The following is a 15,489-nucleotide window of genomic DNA, read 5'->3' on the forward strand; positions in this document are numbered from 1 at the left end:
GCGTGACCCGGCAGAGGTTACGGATGACCGACGTGCCCAAGCCCAAGTCGGTGATGGGAAGACGGCGGCCGTCATCGCCGGGTCTCCGCAGCGGGAGAGTCCCGTGCCTGTGTCGGTCAGGAGCAAGTACCGACAGCAGGATTGGAGCGCCTGGAGCGATGACCGCGCGCGACCTCCTCACGAGCAAGCAAGAGGGCACGCTCGTACGAGTGCAAGACCTCGGGCGGCCAGGCGTCACCGCTGTAGGCGTCGATGTGGGCTGCGTCGGCTGGTCCGCCGTTCCTGGCTGCGCCTCTGCCCGCGCGTGGTCGGTCCAGGAGCGTGCATGGCGGCCGGAAGCCATGGGTGATTTCCCGAACAACACCAAGGAGAAGCAATGGTCGGTACCCATGTGCACCTCGCACAGCGTCCAGTCATCCCCGGCTTTCACCCCGACCCGAGCGTCTGCCGAGTCGGCGACATCTACTACCTCGCAACGTCGTCGTTCGAGTACGCTCCCGGCGTCCCGATCTTCACCTCAACCGATTTGCGGTCGTGGACCCAGGCGGGGAACGTGCTGAGCCGGCCCGCGCAGCTGGCGGTGTCCGGAGCCGAGGCATCGCGTGGCATCTTCGCCCCCACGCTGCGGCACCACGACGGCCGGTTCTGGATGATCACCACAAACCTCTCTGACGGTGACGGTCACCTTCTGGTCACCGCCGACGATCCGGCAGGCTCCTGGAGCGATCCCGTACGCGTCACTGGTGCTCCGGGCATTGACCCGGACCTTGCGTGGGACGACGACGGCACCTGCTACCTGACCTGGTCCCAGTACGGACGTATCACGCAGGCTGTGCTTGACCCGGAGACAGGGAAACTGCTCACCGAGCCGCGCGCACTGTGGCAGGGCACCGGCGGCCAGTTCCCCGAGGGACCGCACCTGTACCGCGTCGGCGAGCACTGGTACCTGCTGATCGCGGAGGGAGGCACCGGACAGGGACACGCGGTCACCATCGCTCGCGGCCCCGGCCCTTGGGGGCCGTTCGAGCCCTGCCCGCACAACCCGGTGCTCACCGCCCGGGGCACTTCGGCCGCCGTGCAGAACACCGGCCACGCCGACCTCGTGCAGCGCCCCGACGGATCCTGGGCGATGGTGCATCTCGGAGTGCGCGCGCGGGGTGCCTTTCCCAGCTGGCACGTCGTGGGCCGGGAGACCTTCGCCGTCGAGATCGACTGGGACGCCGGGTGGCCGTATGTCACAGGCCCCATCGAACCGGCAGAGTCGCCTTCGGTTGTGGTCGTTGAGAACATCTCCGCCGGCGACACTGCGGCGCTGCCGCCGACTTGGGTGCGCCCAGGCGGCTTTCCCGGGGAAGTTCTGAGCAGCGGTCAGGGGTGGCTGCTGCGAGCGCTGGCGGACGGTTTGAAGTCGCGTCAGGACGATGTCGCCTTCATCGGCCGTCGACAGCAGCACATGCTAAGCAGGTTTCGCGCCGTCGTGTCCGCTCCGCAGGGCACCATCGGCGGCATCAGCATCCGCATCGACGCGCGGCACCACTTCGATCTGGAGGTCGAGGGTGACGAGGTGCGGGCCGTGGTCCGGATCGGTCCGGCCCGTTCGGTTCTCGGCCGGTGCCCCGTCTACCCAGGTCAGGACGTGACACTCGAGCTGCGAACTGAGCCTGCCCGAGGTGAGATTCTGAGCTCCGAGCGCGGCCCGGACCGCGTCGTGGCGGCGCTTGTGCAGGGCGCCGAGGTCCTGAATCTGGGGGACATCGACGGCCGCTACTTGTCCACAGAGCTTACCGGGGGCTTCACGGGGCGCCTCTACGGGATCTGGTGCGCGCGCGGCGAACTCGTCATGTCCAGCACCCGCTACGAGGGTACGGACGAGACGGAGGCGTGACACCAGCCGGTCGGTGCCCACGGCTAGTCAGCCGGTCACGCGGATGTGTTCCGGCCCTGCAGCGGATATCGACGAGGACAATCATGGTCTGTGCTGGATGCCGTCGCGGTACACGGTTCAGGGGGCTGGCCAGCGTGGAGAACGGCGAAGTCCGCGTGGGCCTGTTCCACGGCTTTTGGATGCACCTCACGCTTGGGCGTGCCCGGCGGGCGCTCGGTGGATGCCGGCCACCGAGGGGCCCACCTCTTGCCCTCGCCGGTGGCCACGGTCGCGCGGATGCCCACGTTGTGCCCAACGCGATCAGCCGCCAGGCCCGGTTGGCGCGGGCGATGACGTGCTGGCCGACTTGTTACGCCAGGCCGAGCACGGCACGAACAACGTCGCGGCAGGCAGCTATCGCGACCCGGTCAGGTAGCCCTGCTCTGCAGGGCGCCGCCGTCAGTGTCGGCAGAGAGCTGAGGAAGAAGCCGTACGTGTCTGGAACGGCTGTGAGCAGGCGCCCGACGGCTGATCGACTGGCAGGGTGTTGCACGTGAAAGTGGCCCTCCTCAAGCTATAGCTTGGCCCTGACCAGCCCGATGTCGTACGCCGCGATCACGGCCTGGATGCGGTCGCGGGCCCCGATCTTGGTGAGGACGCGGCCGACGTGCTTCTTCACGGTGGACTCGGTGAGGACGAGTCGTTGGGCGATCTCGGTGTTCGTCCAGCCCCGGCCGATGGCGACGAAGACCTCACGTTCGCGGTCGCTGAGGGTCTGCAACCTGGGGTCCTCGGCGGTGGGGGCTTCGGCCGGGGCGAGGACGTGGTGGGCGTAAGCGTCCAGTAGACGGCGGGTCAGGCGGGGGGCCACCACGGCGTCGCCCGTCGCGACCGCACGGATACCCGCGACGAGTTCCTCGGGGCGGGCGTCTTTGAGCAGGAATCCGCTGGCGCCGGCCCGCAGGCCCTCGTAGGCGTACTCGTCGAGGTCGAAGGTGGTGACGATGAGGACGCGGGTGCGACCGCCGGTGGCGATGATGCGGCGAGTGGCCTCGATGCCGTCCGTTCCGGGCATACGGATGTCCATGAGAAGGACGTCGGGGCGCAACTCCGCGGCCAGGCGGACGGCCTCCGCACCGTGCTCGGCCTCGCCGACCACGTGCAGGCCCGGGGTGCCCTCAAGGAGCATGCGCACGCCCATGCGCTGCAGGGGCTGGTCGTCGGCGATCAGCACGGTGGTCATCGCGGGAGTTCTCCCGATGCTTCCGGCGCGGGCGTCGCCTCAAGTACGACGTCAACGACCCAGCCGTGGCCGGTGTCGCGCGGTCCGATGATCACCGTGCCGCGGTACATGGCGGCTCGCTGGCGGATCCCGACCAGGCCGTGGCCGGGTGCGTGTTCATGTGCGGCCGGCTTCGGTGGCGGGGGAGACCCGGGGGGTCTGCCGGTGTCGGCGACTCGGATCCGTACCTCTCCCGCCTCTGCGGTGATGTCGACCTCGGCGGTCGTGGCGGTCCCCGCGTGCCTGAGCGTGTTGGTCAGCGACTCCTGCACGATGCGGTACACGGTGAGCTGTACGCCGCTGCCCAGCGAGTCGAGATCGCCCACCGTCCGGTAGGCCGCGCGCAGGCCTGCTGCGCGCACCCGTGCCAGTAGGGGGTCCAGATCCCGGATGCCGGGCTGAGGGCTGAGCGTCCTTTCACCGTCCCGTTCCTCACGCAGGACCCCCAGGACCCGGCGCAGTTCGCTCATGGCCTGGCGGCCGGTGTCGGCGAGGATGCGCAGGGCGTCGGTGGACTGCTCGTTCCGGTTGGCGGCGAGGGTCGCGGCGCCGTCTGCGAGGCTGACCATGACGGAGAGGTTGTGGCCGACGATGTCGTGCATCTCGCGGGCGACTCGGGAGCGTTCGGCGGCCGCGGTGAGTTGCATGCGTTGGTGCTGCTCGATCTCCAGCCGTCGGGCGCGGTCCTCCAGCGCAGCCAGGTACATCCGTCGGATGCGGAGTGTCAGGCCGACGGCGATGGCCGCCGTGACCGTGGCCAGCAGGAAGAAGCTGCCGACGAATGGATGTTCGGTCGACGCCAGGAAGAAGACAACCAGGATCCCCTCGACGACGGTCAGAGCGGCTGCCCAGCCCAGCGCCCGCAACGAACCGTTCCGGGCCAGGGTGTACAGAGCGATGAGTGCGCTGGCGCTCGTCGGCAGCCAGAGACCCATCGTCCATTGGGCGAGGGAGACCGCCGCGATCACGAAGTACGTGAGCGCCGGGGCCTTGCGGCGCCACCACAGCGGAACGATGAGAGCGGCGTGGCAGCCGAACAGGGCGCCGGAGGTCAGTTGGTCACGGGTGGTGGTGTCCCCGAAAGGGGCGTTGCCGTCGCCCCGGAGCAGGACCGGCAGGCTGAACAGGACGACGGCCAGCACCACTGTGGTGTCGAGCAGCCACGGATGCCGGCGGTCCAGCCGCTGTCGGCGACCCTGGTCGCGCAGCAGCCTGCCGAGCAGCGGATGCGCCCAGGCGGCACCGAACCCGAGGGACGGCGTGACCGCTGCCGTCCCCCGGGTGCCGGCCCCGGCGGCTGCCGAACGATGCGAACTCATGGACACCAGTGCCTCCGTCGCCGGATCAGGCGTCGGACTTGACGAGGCGGTAACCTGCCCCGGCGAGTGTCAGGGCCACCCAGCCGGCGAAGACCGCGAGGCCCGTTGCTGGTGAGAGGGAGCCCGAGGCCTCGTGCAGGGCGTAGACGGCCGAGCCCGCGTTGCTGGGGAAGTAGGGGTTGATGTTGTCGTACAGCGAGTCCGGCAGGAGCGAGGCCAGGCCGGGCAGGATGAGCAGGATACCGACCAGGACTGCGATGGCTCCGGCAGAAGAGCGGATCAGAACGCCCAGGGCCACGCCGAACACGGCGACCAGGCCGAGGTAGACACCGGCGCCGGCCAGACTGCGCAGGACGCCGTCGTCCCCCAGGGACAGAGCGATGTTCTCGCCGTCCAGCCCCGGGGTGCCCAGCAGGAACGCGGCCAGGGCGCCGATGCTGGTGAGGACCAGGGCGATCGGGCCGATCACGGCGGCCTTCGACCACAGGACGGGCAGCCGGCGTGGTACCGCGGCCAGGGTGGAGCGGATCATGCCGGTGCTGTACTCACCCGCGGACAGCAGCACCCCGAGTACGCCGACGGCCAGCGAGGCGAACGTGACACCAGTCAGGGCCAGGCTCACCGCGGTGCTGTCGACGCTGGCCCCACCCGGCGGCCCGCCGGTCGCTGCGCCCGGACTGTAGGTGTAGGAGGCTATCGTCCCGAAGAGGACCAGCAGGAACACGGCGACACCCAGGGTGATCCAACTGGAGCGCAGTGACCAGAACTTGGCCCACTCCGAGCGCAGCACCCGCAGACCGGTCACCTTGTAGGCAGTAGCGGACGTGGGGGCGTCGGGCGCCGTGGAGAGTTGGGTGTACCTGCCAGGGCGCCGATTGGGACGGAGTGAGGTGGTGGGCATCAGGCGGCCTCTCGTTCGGTGTCGGCCGGAGCACTCTGGTACTCCACGGCGTCGCGGGTGAGTTCCATGAACGCCGCCTCCAACGAGACGGACTGCGGGGTGAGTTCGTACAGCGCCACCCCGTGCCGGGCGGCGATCGCTCCGATCTCACGGGCGTCGCGACCCAGCACCAGCAGCTCCTCGGTGGAGGAGGAGGTGATCGTGACATCCGGGCCGGACAGCAGCGAGCGCAGCTTCGCGGTCTCGGCGGTGGCGACCTTCACACCGCCGCCGCTCGCCTCCCGGGTGAAGTCGTCGACGGTGGTGTCGGCGAGCAGCCGACCGCGTCCGATGATGACCAGGTGGTCGGCGATCAGCGCGGTCTCGCTCATCAGGTGCGAAGAGAGCATCACGGCCCGCCCTTCGTCGGCCAGCGAGCGCAGCAGGTTGCGCACCCACAGCACGCCCTCGGGGTCGAGGCCGTTGACCGGTTCGTCGAGCATGACGATCGCGGGGTCGCCGAGCAGGGCCGCCGCGATGCCGAGCCGCTGACCCATGCCGAGCGAGAAGGCCCCCACCCGCTTGCCGGCCACGCTGGTCAGGCCGGCCAGCTCGATGACCTCGTCCACCCGGCTGCGCGAAATGCCGTGGGTGTACGCGAGCGCCATCAGGTGGTTGAACGCACTGCGCCCGGGGTGGACGGACTTGGCCTCCAGCAGGGTGCCGATCTCGTGCAGCGGTGCGGACTGCATGGCGTAGGGCCGACCGCCCACGGTGACCGAGCCTTTGGTGGGGGAGTCCAGGCCGACGATCATGCGCATGGTCGTGGACTTGCCCGCGCCGTTGGGGCCCAGGAAGCCGGTCACCTCCCCGGGCTTGACGGTGAAGCTCAGGTTGTCGACGACCGTCTTGTCGCCGTACCGCTTCGTCAGCTCACTTACCTCGATCATGGGGTGGGCCCTTCCCGTCTCGACCTCGGCCGCGGACGCGCCGCGGTGTCTGCGTTCGACGCTAGGAGTGCGGCAGGTTCAAACCCTGGGACCACGGGGGAATCTTCGGCGTCCGAGTGGTACCCGAGTACCACTGAGCACCACCCGCGCCGGGGGTCACCGTGCGCCGCTCCCGTCGGAGGTCACCAGTTCTGATACTTGGATCATTATTACTTCGAGAGTCTCAGCCAGTGTTGCCGCGCGAGGCCGCGACGGCACGGTCCAGGGTCGCGTGATCGGCCCAGTTGCCATGGAAGCCGAAGGGAACGCGGCTCGGGAGCTTGACCCTTGCCAGAGGAGTACGGCGCAGGTCGGCGGCGTCATGGACGAGCAGCTCGGACAACCCGGTGAGGCGGTTCCACCACAGGGTCAGCAGGTAGCCATCGTCCTCCGAGGTGGCGTTCTGGCGGGCCACAAAGACGGGTTCACCAGGGCTGGTCAGCGCATCGGGCCCCTCGACCACGGTCGTGGCGTCGCTCAGGAAGTCGTGCTTGGCCAGGCCGTCGCTCATGGTGTCCTCGGCCAGCGCGCGCGTGGTGACGAAGTAGCCGTAGCGGTGCTCCCGGCCGGTGTACGCGTCGTTGATCCGCGGAAACTCACCGGCGACACCGCTGGTCATCTCCTCCGTCGCCGATCCGGTGGCCAGGTCGACGCGCCAGCGGTGGGGCAGGGACGGCGGGAACCAGGAGTGGGAGGTGACGGGGGTGTCGAGCCGGCCGGCAGGAGTGCCCAGGCGGGTGATGCGGTGCCCGTCGACGATGACCTGCCCATTGCACTCGTAGGCGTTGTAGAAGTGGGTGTTTGCCCAGTGGCCGCCCACCTCGTGCCAGGTGACGGTGTGGGTGCGGCGGTCCATGAGCACGATCTGTACGCCGTGCGGGAGCGATGCCTCATCCCAGACGACTCCCGGCTTTCCCTGCATGATGTGGTCCAGCCGGAACTGGGCCGGGGTGACGAAGAAAATCGCGTAATGGTCGCTGACGGCGAAGTCGTGCATCAGCACGGGCACTTTGATGTCGAGACTGTGGCTTTCCACGACGTGCCCGGTCTTCACATCCGCCCGGTACCAGGTGACGACCGGCCCGGTTGCGGCGAAGAAGAGCATGTCGCCGCTGTCAGGGTCGATCTTGTAGTGGGCGGTGCACAGTACGTCGATGCCACCGTGGAAATCGTGGGTGCCATACGTCTCCAGGGTCTCGGGGTGCATCGCGTACGGCAGACCGCCCTCGTAATAGACGAGCAGGTGGTCACCGAAGACACCGACGTTGGTGTTCGCCACGTTCTTCGCGGGTGGAGCGCCCTGGGGGAGTGGACCGGGTGTGCCGCCGTTGGCGAATCCGCTGTAGACGGCCATGCCCTGCTCGACCTCGAACTTCATGGAATCGGTCATCACCCAGCGGGTGCGGAACGCGGCCCGGCCCTCGCGCAGATAGATTCCGCACACCATGCCGTCGCCCTCCCACCAGTGATAGCGACCGGGATCGCGAGGCTGGAAACGGGGGTTGGACGAGACCCGGAACAGAGCCCCTGCGAGGTCGGCCGGGATCTCCCCGTCCACCTCCAAGTCGTAGGCCTCGGTCTCCTCCGTCCAGGGGGTGAAGGGGCCGTCGAGGAACTTGTTGTGGTGCGCCCAGCCGGCGGCGTCCTGTGCGAGCCGTGGGACCGACGGCCGGAGCGCGGCACGCGGCGCGATCGTCATCGGGTCGGGTGGAATCAGACCCGGGCCGGAGGTGACTGAGGTCATCGGAGTGCTCCAGGTGCGGGTGGGAGAGAGTCGGTCTGCGGGAGCGGGAGCGGCCCTGGCCGGGCCGCCCTGTCTGGGAGGCCATGGTCAGAACGGGTAGAAGGGGATCTCCTGGCGGACGGTGACCCACTGCTGCTCGGTGAATGCCTCGAGGTTGGCGGCAGCGCCTCCGTGGCGGGAGCCGTTGCCGGAGTCGCCGACGCCGCCGAACGGGATGGTCGACTCGTCGTTCACTGTTTGGTCGTTGATGTGCACAAGGCCGGTCGGGATGCGCTCGGCCAGCGCCAGGCCCTTGGCAACATCGCGCGTCAGGATGCCGAGAGAGAGCCCGTACTCGCTGTCGGAGGCCAGCCGGGCGGCCTCGTCGAGATCCTGGAAGGTCACTACGGGCGCGACAGGGCCGAAGATCTCCTCCGCGTAGGCGCGGGCGGTGAGCGGGACGTCAGCCAGGACGGTGGGCCGGTAGAACAGGCCTTCATGGGTACCACCGGCAGCGAGCCGTGCTCCCGCGGTGACAGTGTCGGAGACCACGGCGTGGGCGGCCCGCAGCTGACCCTCGTCGATCATGGGGCCCATGAGGACCGTGCCGGTCATCGGATCACCCACGGGTGTGGCGTCGGCGTGCTCGGCGAGGCGGGCTGTGTACTCCTCGGCGATCGAGGAGTGCACGAGATGACGGCTGGCGGCCATGCAGACCTGCCCGGCGTTGAAGAAGGAGCCGAAAGCGCCCGCGGACACGGCCTTGTCGAGGTCGGCGTCGTCCAGGACGACCAGCGCCGAGTTGCCGCCCAGCTCCAGGTGGACCCGCTTGAGCCGCTGCGCGGCTGCCGCCGCGATGGCCTTCCCGGCCCGGGTGGACCCGGTGAAGGCGATGACGGGCACGCGCGGGTGCTCCACCAGCGCCGCGCCGACGGCGGCGCCACCGGGCAGGACGTGCAGGACGCCCTCGGGAAGCCCTGCCTCCTCGAAGACCCGCGCAATGGTGACACCGCCGCAGATCGCGGTGCGCGGATCGGGCTTGAGGACGACCGCGTTGCCCAGGGCCAGCGCCGGGGCCACCGCACGCATGGCCAGCAGCATCGGCGCGTTGAACGGGGAGATGACACCGACCACGCCCACCGGGCGCCGCCGCGAGAACGACAGACGGTCCTGAGCTGACCGGAGCACTTCACCAAAGGGAGCCGCAGCGAGTGCGCCGGCCTCGTAGCACTCCTCGGCCCCACCATCAGTCGCCTGGGTGTCCGCGAACAGCCGCGGGGCGCCCGACTCGCGCACGATCCACTCCGCTATCTCCGCCTGGTGCCGCTCGAAGAGGGCCGCGGCACGCCGCAGCACCCGTGCACGCTCCAGGTACGGCACCGCCGCCCATGCGCGTTGGGCCTGCTGCGCGTGCGCCACGGCTCGGTCCAGATCGGCGGGAGATGCTGCGCCAACGCGGCCCAGCGTCTTTCCGGTCGCCGGCTCGGTGGAGTCGTACGGCTCACCCGAGCCCTTGACCCATCCGCCCGAGAAGATCTGCTCCTGCCAGTCGGCTGCATCGAGAAGGGTCATGGTGTTCCGTTCTGCGTAGATGACACAGGAAGGCGCACCGTCTGCGCCGCCCCTCGGTCCCGGAGGCATCGCGCCGGGTGGCGCTGGTCACTCGGTCGGAACCCGGCCTCGGCCCGTTCGGGAATAGTGGGATGTCCGGTTGGACAGGACTCGCATCTTGATTAACAGGACATTGCTGTTGAATGTCAAGCGGTATGTCCAAGGTGGCGGCGACAGGTCGTCGTGCCGGCATGCCCAGGGTGGTGCTGCAGTGTCGGCTCTGGAGGAGCGCCGGGACGCGGCAAGCTTGCAGCAAGCAAGTATTTGCATGAAATGTGGCGAATTGCATGATGATGAAGGTGAGTCAGGGACCAGTCTCATCCGCTGATCCACGGATCGAGGGAGGACGGCCCTGGGGTGCCAATGGGCAACGACGCATTGGCCCCACACTTCGGGATTCCCCGCTTCGGGGCGCTCAACTGTCACACCGGCGTGGTCCAGTGGATCGAGGCGTCCGACGGCCTCGCCCCGACTCACTTCTTCAACGCCTATGAGGGACGACAGGGCGCCCGGCGCCATGGGATGGCGGCCTGCGACTGCGGCCTGGACGGGACCCTCCGGCGGCGTGGCCACAGTCGGCGCCTCGGCCCGGAGACAACCGCCGGATGCCGGGACCGCTGCCAGCGGCCCCGGCATCCGCCATGGGCGGGACCCTTCCTTCAGCAAGGGTAGGAGGCCGCCACGCCTGGGAAGGAGTGCAGCGCCACGGGGGAAAGACCCCCCGTTGGCCCTTAGCTCGAGCCCGAACCGCCACAGCGTCCGTACACCTCGTTCGGCACCGCCCGGGTGTCAGCCCCCGACGGCTGTCAGTCGCTCACCGATCTCCCGTGCCGTCTCCTGAACCTTCCGGGCCAGCTCCGCCTCCGCCTCGGGGAACACACGAGAGGCCAAGGCCGCGATGCTCACCGCTGCCACTACCTGCTGCTGCTCGTCACGCACGGGAGCGGCGACCCCCATCACGTCGGCGTCGAGTTCGCCACGAGTGACCGAGTAGCCGCCGCGCCGGATATGGGCCAGCCTCTGCATGAGAGTGTCGACGTCCGTGAGGGTAGCGGGAGTGAAACGGCGCAGGTCTGCTGATTCAAGAAGCTGGCGGGCTTCCTCGTCGGGGATCCAGGCCAGCAGGACGAGTGCCGCCGCACCCGCGTTGAGGGGGAGAGTGCTGCCCCTCTCGTAGGAGATGCGCACGGCGCCCGTCCCTGCTTCGGCCCGATCGACGCACACGACCAGCTCTCCGGTCCGCCTGGTGAGCAGGACCGTCTCCCGCACGTCCTCGGCGAGCGCCGTCATCGCCGGGAGGGCGACTTCGGACAGGCCGTAGCTGCGGCGTGCCAGCCGTGCGATCTCCATGACGCGCAGCCCCAGCCGGAAGCCTCCACCCGGCGCCTCCTCGAGGAAGCGGCTGCTCACGAGGCTCTGGAGGTACCGGTACGCGGTCGAGCGAGCCACGCCGAGTCGCTCGGCCACAGCGGTGCCGGAGACGACGAGGTGGGTGTCGGTGAACATGAGCAGGATGTCCAGGGCCCGGTCGGCCGTGGAGTTACGCTCGCGATAGCTGGTGGACGCTGTTCCTGACATGCGAGACATCGTAACGGGTGTCGCGGCGTCTCGGGCACCGGGCGTCACAATCGGTCCTTGACCACTGTATTGCGCAGTTCGCCGATCCCCTCGACGACCGTGACGAGTTCCTGCCCCGGCCGGAGAAAGACCTTGGGGTCGCGGCCGGCACCCACGCCCCCCGGGGTACCCGTGGCGATGAGGTCGCCCGGCAGCAGCGTGATGATGGTGCTGACGTACGCGATGATCGTGGCGACGTCGAAGAGCAGGTCCGCCGTGTTGGACTTCTGCATCGTGGTGCCGTCCACGAGGCAGCTGATCGTCAGTCCGGACGCACCGCGCGGCAGTTCGTCCGGTGTGACGAGCGAGGGTCCTACCGGGGTGGTGGCCTCGAAGGTCTTGCCGGACAGGAACTCACGGGTGCGATGCTGCCAGTCCCGGACGGTGACGTCGTTGAGGACGGTGTAGCCCGCGACCTGCGCCAGCGCCTGGTCCGGCGACACGTGACGTGCGCGGTGTCCGATCACCACACCGAGCTCAGCCTCCCAGTCCAGGTCGTCGCTCACTGGCGGAATGTGCACGTCGTCGTAGGGTCCGATCAAGGAGCCGTCGTACTTGGCGAACAGCGTCGGATGGGCCGGGGTCGCCCGGCCCATCTCCTTGATGTGCGTGGCGTAGTTGAGGCCCAGACACACGATCTTGTTCGGGTGAGGGACGACGGGAGCGAGGGACGCGGTCGACAGGGAGATGCGGTCGCCGTCCTCGGCGGCCGCGCGTTCAGGCCAGTCGTCGCCGCTCGACAGCAGTTCGCCGACGTCGGAGTAGGGCAGCAGAACGAACTCGTCCCCTTCCTGGCGGGCAGCGGCTGTGCCGCGCTCGTCGTGCAGCCGGACGGTGCTGAGCCTCATCGGGGCCCTCCTTGGGGCTTGGAAACACTCTTGGTGACGGGGTGTGCGGTCGGTGCGGGCCGCGGTCGGACGACCTCGTGACTGATCTCCGCCGGACCGTCTGACGCGGCAAGGGAGAGATCGCGCCCTGGAGCGGGCGCGAAACGACGCAGGCTCTGCGAGACACGCTCTGCCTGGTCGGCTAGGAACACGGCCGCGATCAGCCGGTCAGGGCGCACCAGCAGGAAGTGTCCCGTGAGCCCGCCGAACAGCGCCTGAAGTCGGCCGTCGGCGTCGGCTACGGCAGTGCGCCCCGGGCGGTCGCGGGGGTAGCGGTCGTCGAGGACGACCGACACCCGTGTGCCTGCGGGCAGACCGGCGTGCGCGGCAGTGTTCCAGTCGGCGTCGGTGAGGCCTACGCCCAGCAGGCTCCAGCCGCGGCCGAGCACGTTGTCGAGCCGGGTCACCTGGAGCTGCGGACCGTGCAGGACGCGTGGCTGCGGAAGAAACGTGCCCACCGGTGACCCTTTCTTGCCGTCGAAGGGGACGACGGCGCCCGAACGAACGCGGGTGTTCGGCCGGTAGCGCATCTCGGTGAGGTACCGGCGCCCCTGCGGGGTGTGCATGGCGATGCGCACCAACAGGTCGCGCAGCCGCGCGCGGCTGCGGCTGGTCGTCATGACGATGCGGCCGAGCCGGACCGAGAGGTCGATGACGGCCTGAGCGTGTGGGCGGCGTTCGGTGTCATAGGTGTCGAGGAGGGTGTCTGCCGAGCGTCCGGCCAGGACGTCGGCGAGCTTCCAGCAGAGGTTGGCCGCGTCTCGCACGCCGGAGTTGAGTCCCTGGCCCGCGAAGGGCGGCATCATGTGGGCGGCGTCGCCCAGAAGAAAGCAGCGTCCGTCGCGCAGGCGGTCGGCCAGCAGTGCGTGGAACGTGTACGACACGGCGCGCTCGACCTGGTCCGGGGTGATCTCGCGGTAGGGCCGCAACAGATCGCGTACCAGCTCGAACGGTGGAGGATCGCCGGGCAGGCCCTCCCCGGGGTGCAGCAGGAACTCGTAGCGGCACCGGCCGTCGCGCCCCGGAACGATGACCGTGGGGCGGCTGGGGTCTCCCATGTGCATGCCGTAGCGCTGGTCGTGGGGATCTTCCACTGTGTCGGCGACCAGCCACACGTCGGGAAAGCTGCGCCCCTGCATGGGGATGGACAGCAGTTCCCGGACGGTGCTGCGTCCGCCGTCGCATCCGAGGACGTACGAGACGTCGAAGTGCTCGGCCGGTTCCGTGCCATCGCTCGGCCCGACTCCGACCCGTACCCGGTCGGAGTGCTGTTCTAGCGAGAACAGCCGTGTGTGGAAACGGGTTTCGACATTGGGGCGGTGGCGCAACTCTTCGACCAGTACCCGCTCCAGGTCGGGTTGGGCGAAGGGGTTCTTGAACGGGTGTCCGAATCGCTGGTCGCCGAGGCCGCGGGCGTGCACGAGGGGTCGGCCACCGACGTCGAAGTACTTCGTTCCCGTGCCGGGCACGATGATCGGGTAGACCGCCCCGTCGATGCCGGCCGACTGCAGCGTGCGCAGCGACTCGTCGTCCAGACTGATCGCCTTGGCGTCGTCGCTCGTTGTCGGATTGCGCTCGACGAGCAGGACGCGTATGCCGAGTGAGCCGAGCAAATGGGCGGCCGTGAGCCCCGTCGGACCGGCGCCGACCACGAGCACGTCGGCTTGCACCGGGGCTGCCGAAGCGAATCTTCGCCGCGGTTCCGGATGCGGTGGCTGGGGGTTGCTCATGGGTGGGACTCCATCGGTCGGCGGCGTGTGAGAGCGCGGTGTGCTACTGGACCGGCTGATAGGCGGGACCGCCCTCGGTCAGCAGCCGCTCCACGTCGGCCATGACGTCGGCGGGCTCCTGGTCGAGGTTGAGGGTCTTGCGGAACGGCTGTCGCACGTCGCGCTCCACCCGCAGATACACCTCGTTGCGGTTGCCCTCGGGGTCGAAGAAGTAGATACCGATCGCGTTGCCGTGGGTGACTTCCTGCTGCACCTGGATGCCCTCGGCGCGGAACCGGTGGTGGAACTCGATGACCGACTCCAGAGAGTCCACCCGCCAGGACACCTGATGCGTGAGCTTGGCGCCGTCGTGGGCGGTCCGTCCGCGCTGCAGGACGAACTCGTGGTGCTCCTCCTCAGGGCGGGAGGAGAGGAAGACGATGCCCAGCTCCTCGTCCTCGTCGGTCACGGTCAGGCCGAGGACCCGCGTGTAGAAGTCGCGCATCGCGTCGAGGTCGTGAACCCAGAAACCGGTGTGACCGAGACCAGTAATCGCCACGGCGTGTCTCCTTTTTCAGGATTAGAGTCTTGTTTTACAGGACGATAGGTGGATGCCGAGCTAGACGTCAACTGTTGACTGTGGGACGAGCGCGGCGCGTGGCCTGATGTCATGGCGAGGAGCGGACCGGCCGAGCGCGTGACGGTCGAGGAATCCGGCATCGGCCTGGCCGCCGCAGTGGCCCTCGACGCGTTCATCGTGCGCACGGTGCTGGCGCCCGCGTGTATGCAGACGCTCGGCCGTGCCAATTGGTGGATCCCAGGCTGGCTAGACCGCGTCCTGCCGCACCTGTCCGCCGGACTCAGGCCAGGGACACGGCCATGATTCCGAGTCGGCTCAGACGGCCGCACTCGTCAGCGAGGCCGACCCCGGATCGCATGACCGCGCCGCGCAGACTGCTGTCTCGGGCGACATGTCGCGCTGACACGCGAACTCCTGACGAATCGGGGCCCGGACGCTTTGTCCGGGCCCCGATCATTCCGTCGCAATTTCCGCCGGCGACCTCGATCCCGCCGGATGGCGATCATGACTCCGCCCGTGCGATGCGCTCAACGATCTCGCGCTGCGCGGCAGCGAAGTCGTCGGCCACACGCACTGTGACCTCTTGCAGCCGGCTCCAGGAGAGCGCGCGCCAGGCGCAGCTGCATCTCTGCGACGCATCCGATCCCGCCCTTGACCCCGAGCTTCGCGCAGGTGCGCCCGACTCGCGCCGACCCAGTTCGCGCCCGGTTGCGCTGTGAGCACGGGTATCTGCCCGGCGCAGATCGCGGCTGGGCAGGCCCGATCGATACAGCAGCACCGGCGCGCGGCGAGGCCGGTCAGGGAGCGCGACACGCGATCGGCGGGCTGCCGTCCGCGGACCCGCTTCGAGCGGGCCGCCTACTCGGTCCTGGTCCCAGGGGCAGCGGTTGAGCTGCAGGGCGGCTTGTTGACCTCGATACCGCAGGAGCGTTAGTGTCCTCTTTAGTAAGACCGTAGTCCTGCTTTGCGGAAATCGAGTAAGGGTCCACGTCGGGTTGCTCGCGGGTCTGACCGGAACGCCGACGAGG

11 protein-coding genes are annotated in these 15,489 nt (G+C 68.9%); 1 reads left to right on the forward strand and 10 read right to left on the reverse strand.

Annotated elements, in window-relative coordinates; genetic code table 11:
- Positions 1 to 376 precede the first annotated feature (376 nt).
- On the forward strand, positions 377 to 1,885 hold the full coding sequence (locus K4B79_RS42450) for a glycoside hydrolase family 43 protein (protein ID WP_232032791.1): 1,509 nt from the start codon (positions 377 to 379) through the stop codon (positions 1,883 to 1,885).
- 553 nt (positions 1,886 to 2,438) lie between these two features.
- On the opposite strand, the gene K4B79_RS42455 is transcribed toward K4B79_RS42450, so the two are convergent.
- The 10 genes from K4B79_RS42455 to K4B79_RS42500 all read right to left on the reverse strand — a co-directional run bounded on the left by K4B79_RS42455 (position 2,439) and on the right by K4B79_RS42500 (position 14,440).
- Positions 2,439 to 3,107, reverse strand: a complete 669-nt coding sequence (locus tag K4B79_RS42455; RefSeq protein ID WP_232032792.1) for a response regulator — start codon at positions 3,105 to 3,107, stop codon at positions 2,439 to 2,441.
- The gene (locus tag K4B79_RS42460) at positions 3,104 to 4,465 is read right to left on the reverse strand and encodes a sensor histidine kinase (RefSeq protein WP_232032793.1); all 1,362 of its coding nucleotides are present in this window, start codon (positions 4,463 to 4,465) and stop codon (positions 3,104 to 3,106) included. Before K4B79_RS42460 ends, K4B79_RS42455 begins: the two co-directional genes overlap by 4 nt.
- A gap of 25 nt (positions 4,466 to 4,490) precedes the next feature.
- Positions 4,491 to 5,366, reverse strand: coding sequence for an ABC transporter permease (locus K4B79_RS42465; protein ID WP_232032794.1), 876 nt, complete (start codon positions 5,364 to 5,366; stop codon positions 4,491 to 4,493).
- Positions 5,366 to 6,295: an ABC transporter ATP-binding protein gene (locus tag K4B79_RS42470; protein ID WP_232032795.1), complete on the reverse strand. Its 930-nt coding sequence runs from the start codon at positions 6,293 to 6,295 to the stop codon at positions 5,366 to 5,368. Before K4B79_RS42470 ends, K4B79_RS42465 begins: the two co-directional genes overlap by 1 nt.
- Positions 6,296 to 6,518: 223 nt before the next feature.
- Positions 6,519 to 8,078: a carotenoid oxygenase family protein gene (locus K4B79_RS42475; RefSeq protein WP_232032796.1), complete on the reverse strand. Its 1,560-nt coding sequence runs from the start codon at positions 8,076 to 8,078 to the stop codon at positions 6,519 to 6,521.
- An 87-nt stretch (positions 8,079 to 8,165) separates the two neighbouring features.
- Positions 8,166 to 9,629 carry an aldehyde dehydrogenase family protein gene (locus K4B79_RS42480; protein WP_232032797.1) on the reverse strand — a complete coding sequence of 488 codons (1,464 nt, stop codon included), beginning with the start codon at positions 9,627 to 9,629 and terminating at the stop codon, positions 8,166 to 8,168.
- Positions 9,630 to 10,457: 828 nt separating this feature from the next.
- Positions 10,458 to 11,246: an IclR family transcriptional regulator gene (locus tag K4B79_RS42485; protein WP_232032798.1), complete on the reverse strand. Its 789-nt coding sequence runs from the start codon at positions 11,244 to 11,246 to the stop codon at positions 10,458 to 10,460.
- A gap of 44 nt (positions 11,247 to 11,290) precedes the next feature.
- Positions 11,291 to 12,133, reverse strand: coding sequence for a fumarylacetoacetate hydrolase family protein (locus tag K4B79_RS42490; RefSeq protein ID WP_232032799.1), 843 nt, complete (start codon positions 12,131 to 12,133; stop codon positions 11,291 to 11,293).
- A complete protein-coding gene (locus tag K4B79_RS42495; protein WP_232032800.1) occupies positions 12,130 to 13,902 on the reverse strand; it encodes a bifunctional 3-(3-hydroxy-phenyl)propionate/3-hydroxycinnamic acid hydroxylase in 1,773 nt (590 codons plus the stop codon). Before K4B79_RS42495 ends, K4B79_RS42490 begins: the two co-directional genes overlap by 4 nt.
- A gap of 43 nt (positions 13,903 to 13,945) precedes the next feature.
- Positions 13,946 to 14,440 carry a VOC family protein gene (locus K4B79_RS42500; RefSeq protein ID WP_232032801.1) on the reverse strand — a complete coding sequence of 165 codons (495 nt, stop codon included), beginning with the start codon at positions 14,438 to 14,440 and terminating at the stop codon, positions 13,946 to 13,948.
- Positions 14,441 to 15,489: the final 1,049 nt, after the last annotated feature.

This window comes from Streptomyces lincolnensis, assembly GCF_021173675.1.
GTDB lineage: Bacteria > Actinomycetota > Actinomycetes > Streptomycetales > Streptomycetaceae > Streptomyces > Streptomyces lincolnensis_B.

Coding starts and splice junctions, on each gene's coding strand:
- K4B79_RS42450 (WP_232032791.1), top strand. CDS start 377: ATGGTCGGTACCCATGTGCACCTCGCACAGCGTCCAGTCATCCCCGGC.
- K4B79_RS42455 (WP_232032792.1), bottom strand. CDS start 3,107: ATGACCACCGTGCTGATCGCCGACGACCAGCCCCTGCAGCGCATGGGC.
- K4B79_RS42460 (WP_232032793.1), bottom strand. CDS start 4,465: ATGAGTTCGCATCGTTCGGCAGCCGCCGGGGCCGGCACCCGGGGGACG.
- K4B79_RS42465 (WP_232032794.1), bottom strand. CDS start 5,366: ATGCCCACCACCTCACTCCGTCCCAATCGGCGCCCTGGCAGGTACACC.
- K4B79_RS42470 (WP_232032795.1), bottom strand. CDS start 6,295: ATGATCGAGGTAAGTGAGCTGACGAAGCGGTACGGCGACAAGACGGTC.
- K4B79_RS42475 (WP_232032796.1), bottom strand. CDS start 8,078: ATGACCTCAGTCACCTCCGGCCCGGGTCTGATTCCACCCGACCCGATG.
- K4B79_RS42480 (WP_232032797.1), bottom strand. CDS start 9,629: ATGACCCTTCTCGATGCAGCCGACTGGCAGGAGCAGATCTTCTCGGGC.
- K4B79_RS42485 (WP_232032798.1), bottom strand. CDS start 11,246: ATGTCAGGAACAGCGTCCACCAGCTATCGCGAGCGTAACTCCACGGCC.
- K4B79_RS42490 (WP_232032799.1), bottom strand. CDS start 12,133: ATGAGGCTCAGCACCGTCCGGCTGCACGACGAGCGCGGCACAGCCGCT.
- K4B79_RS42495 (WP_232032800.1), bottom strand. CDS start 13,902: ATGAGCAACCCCCAGCCACCGCATCCGGAACCGCGGCGAAGATTCGCT.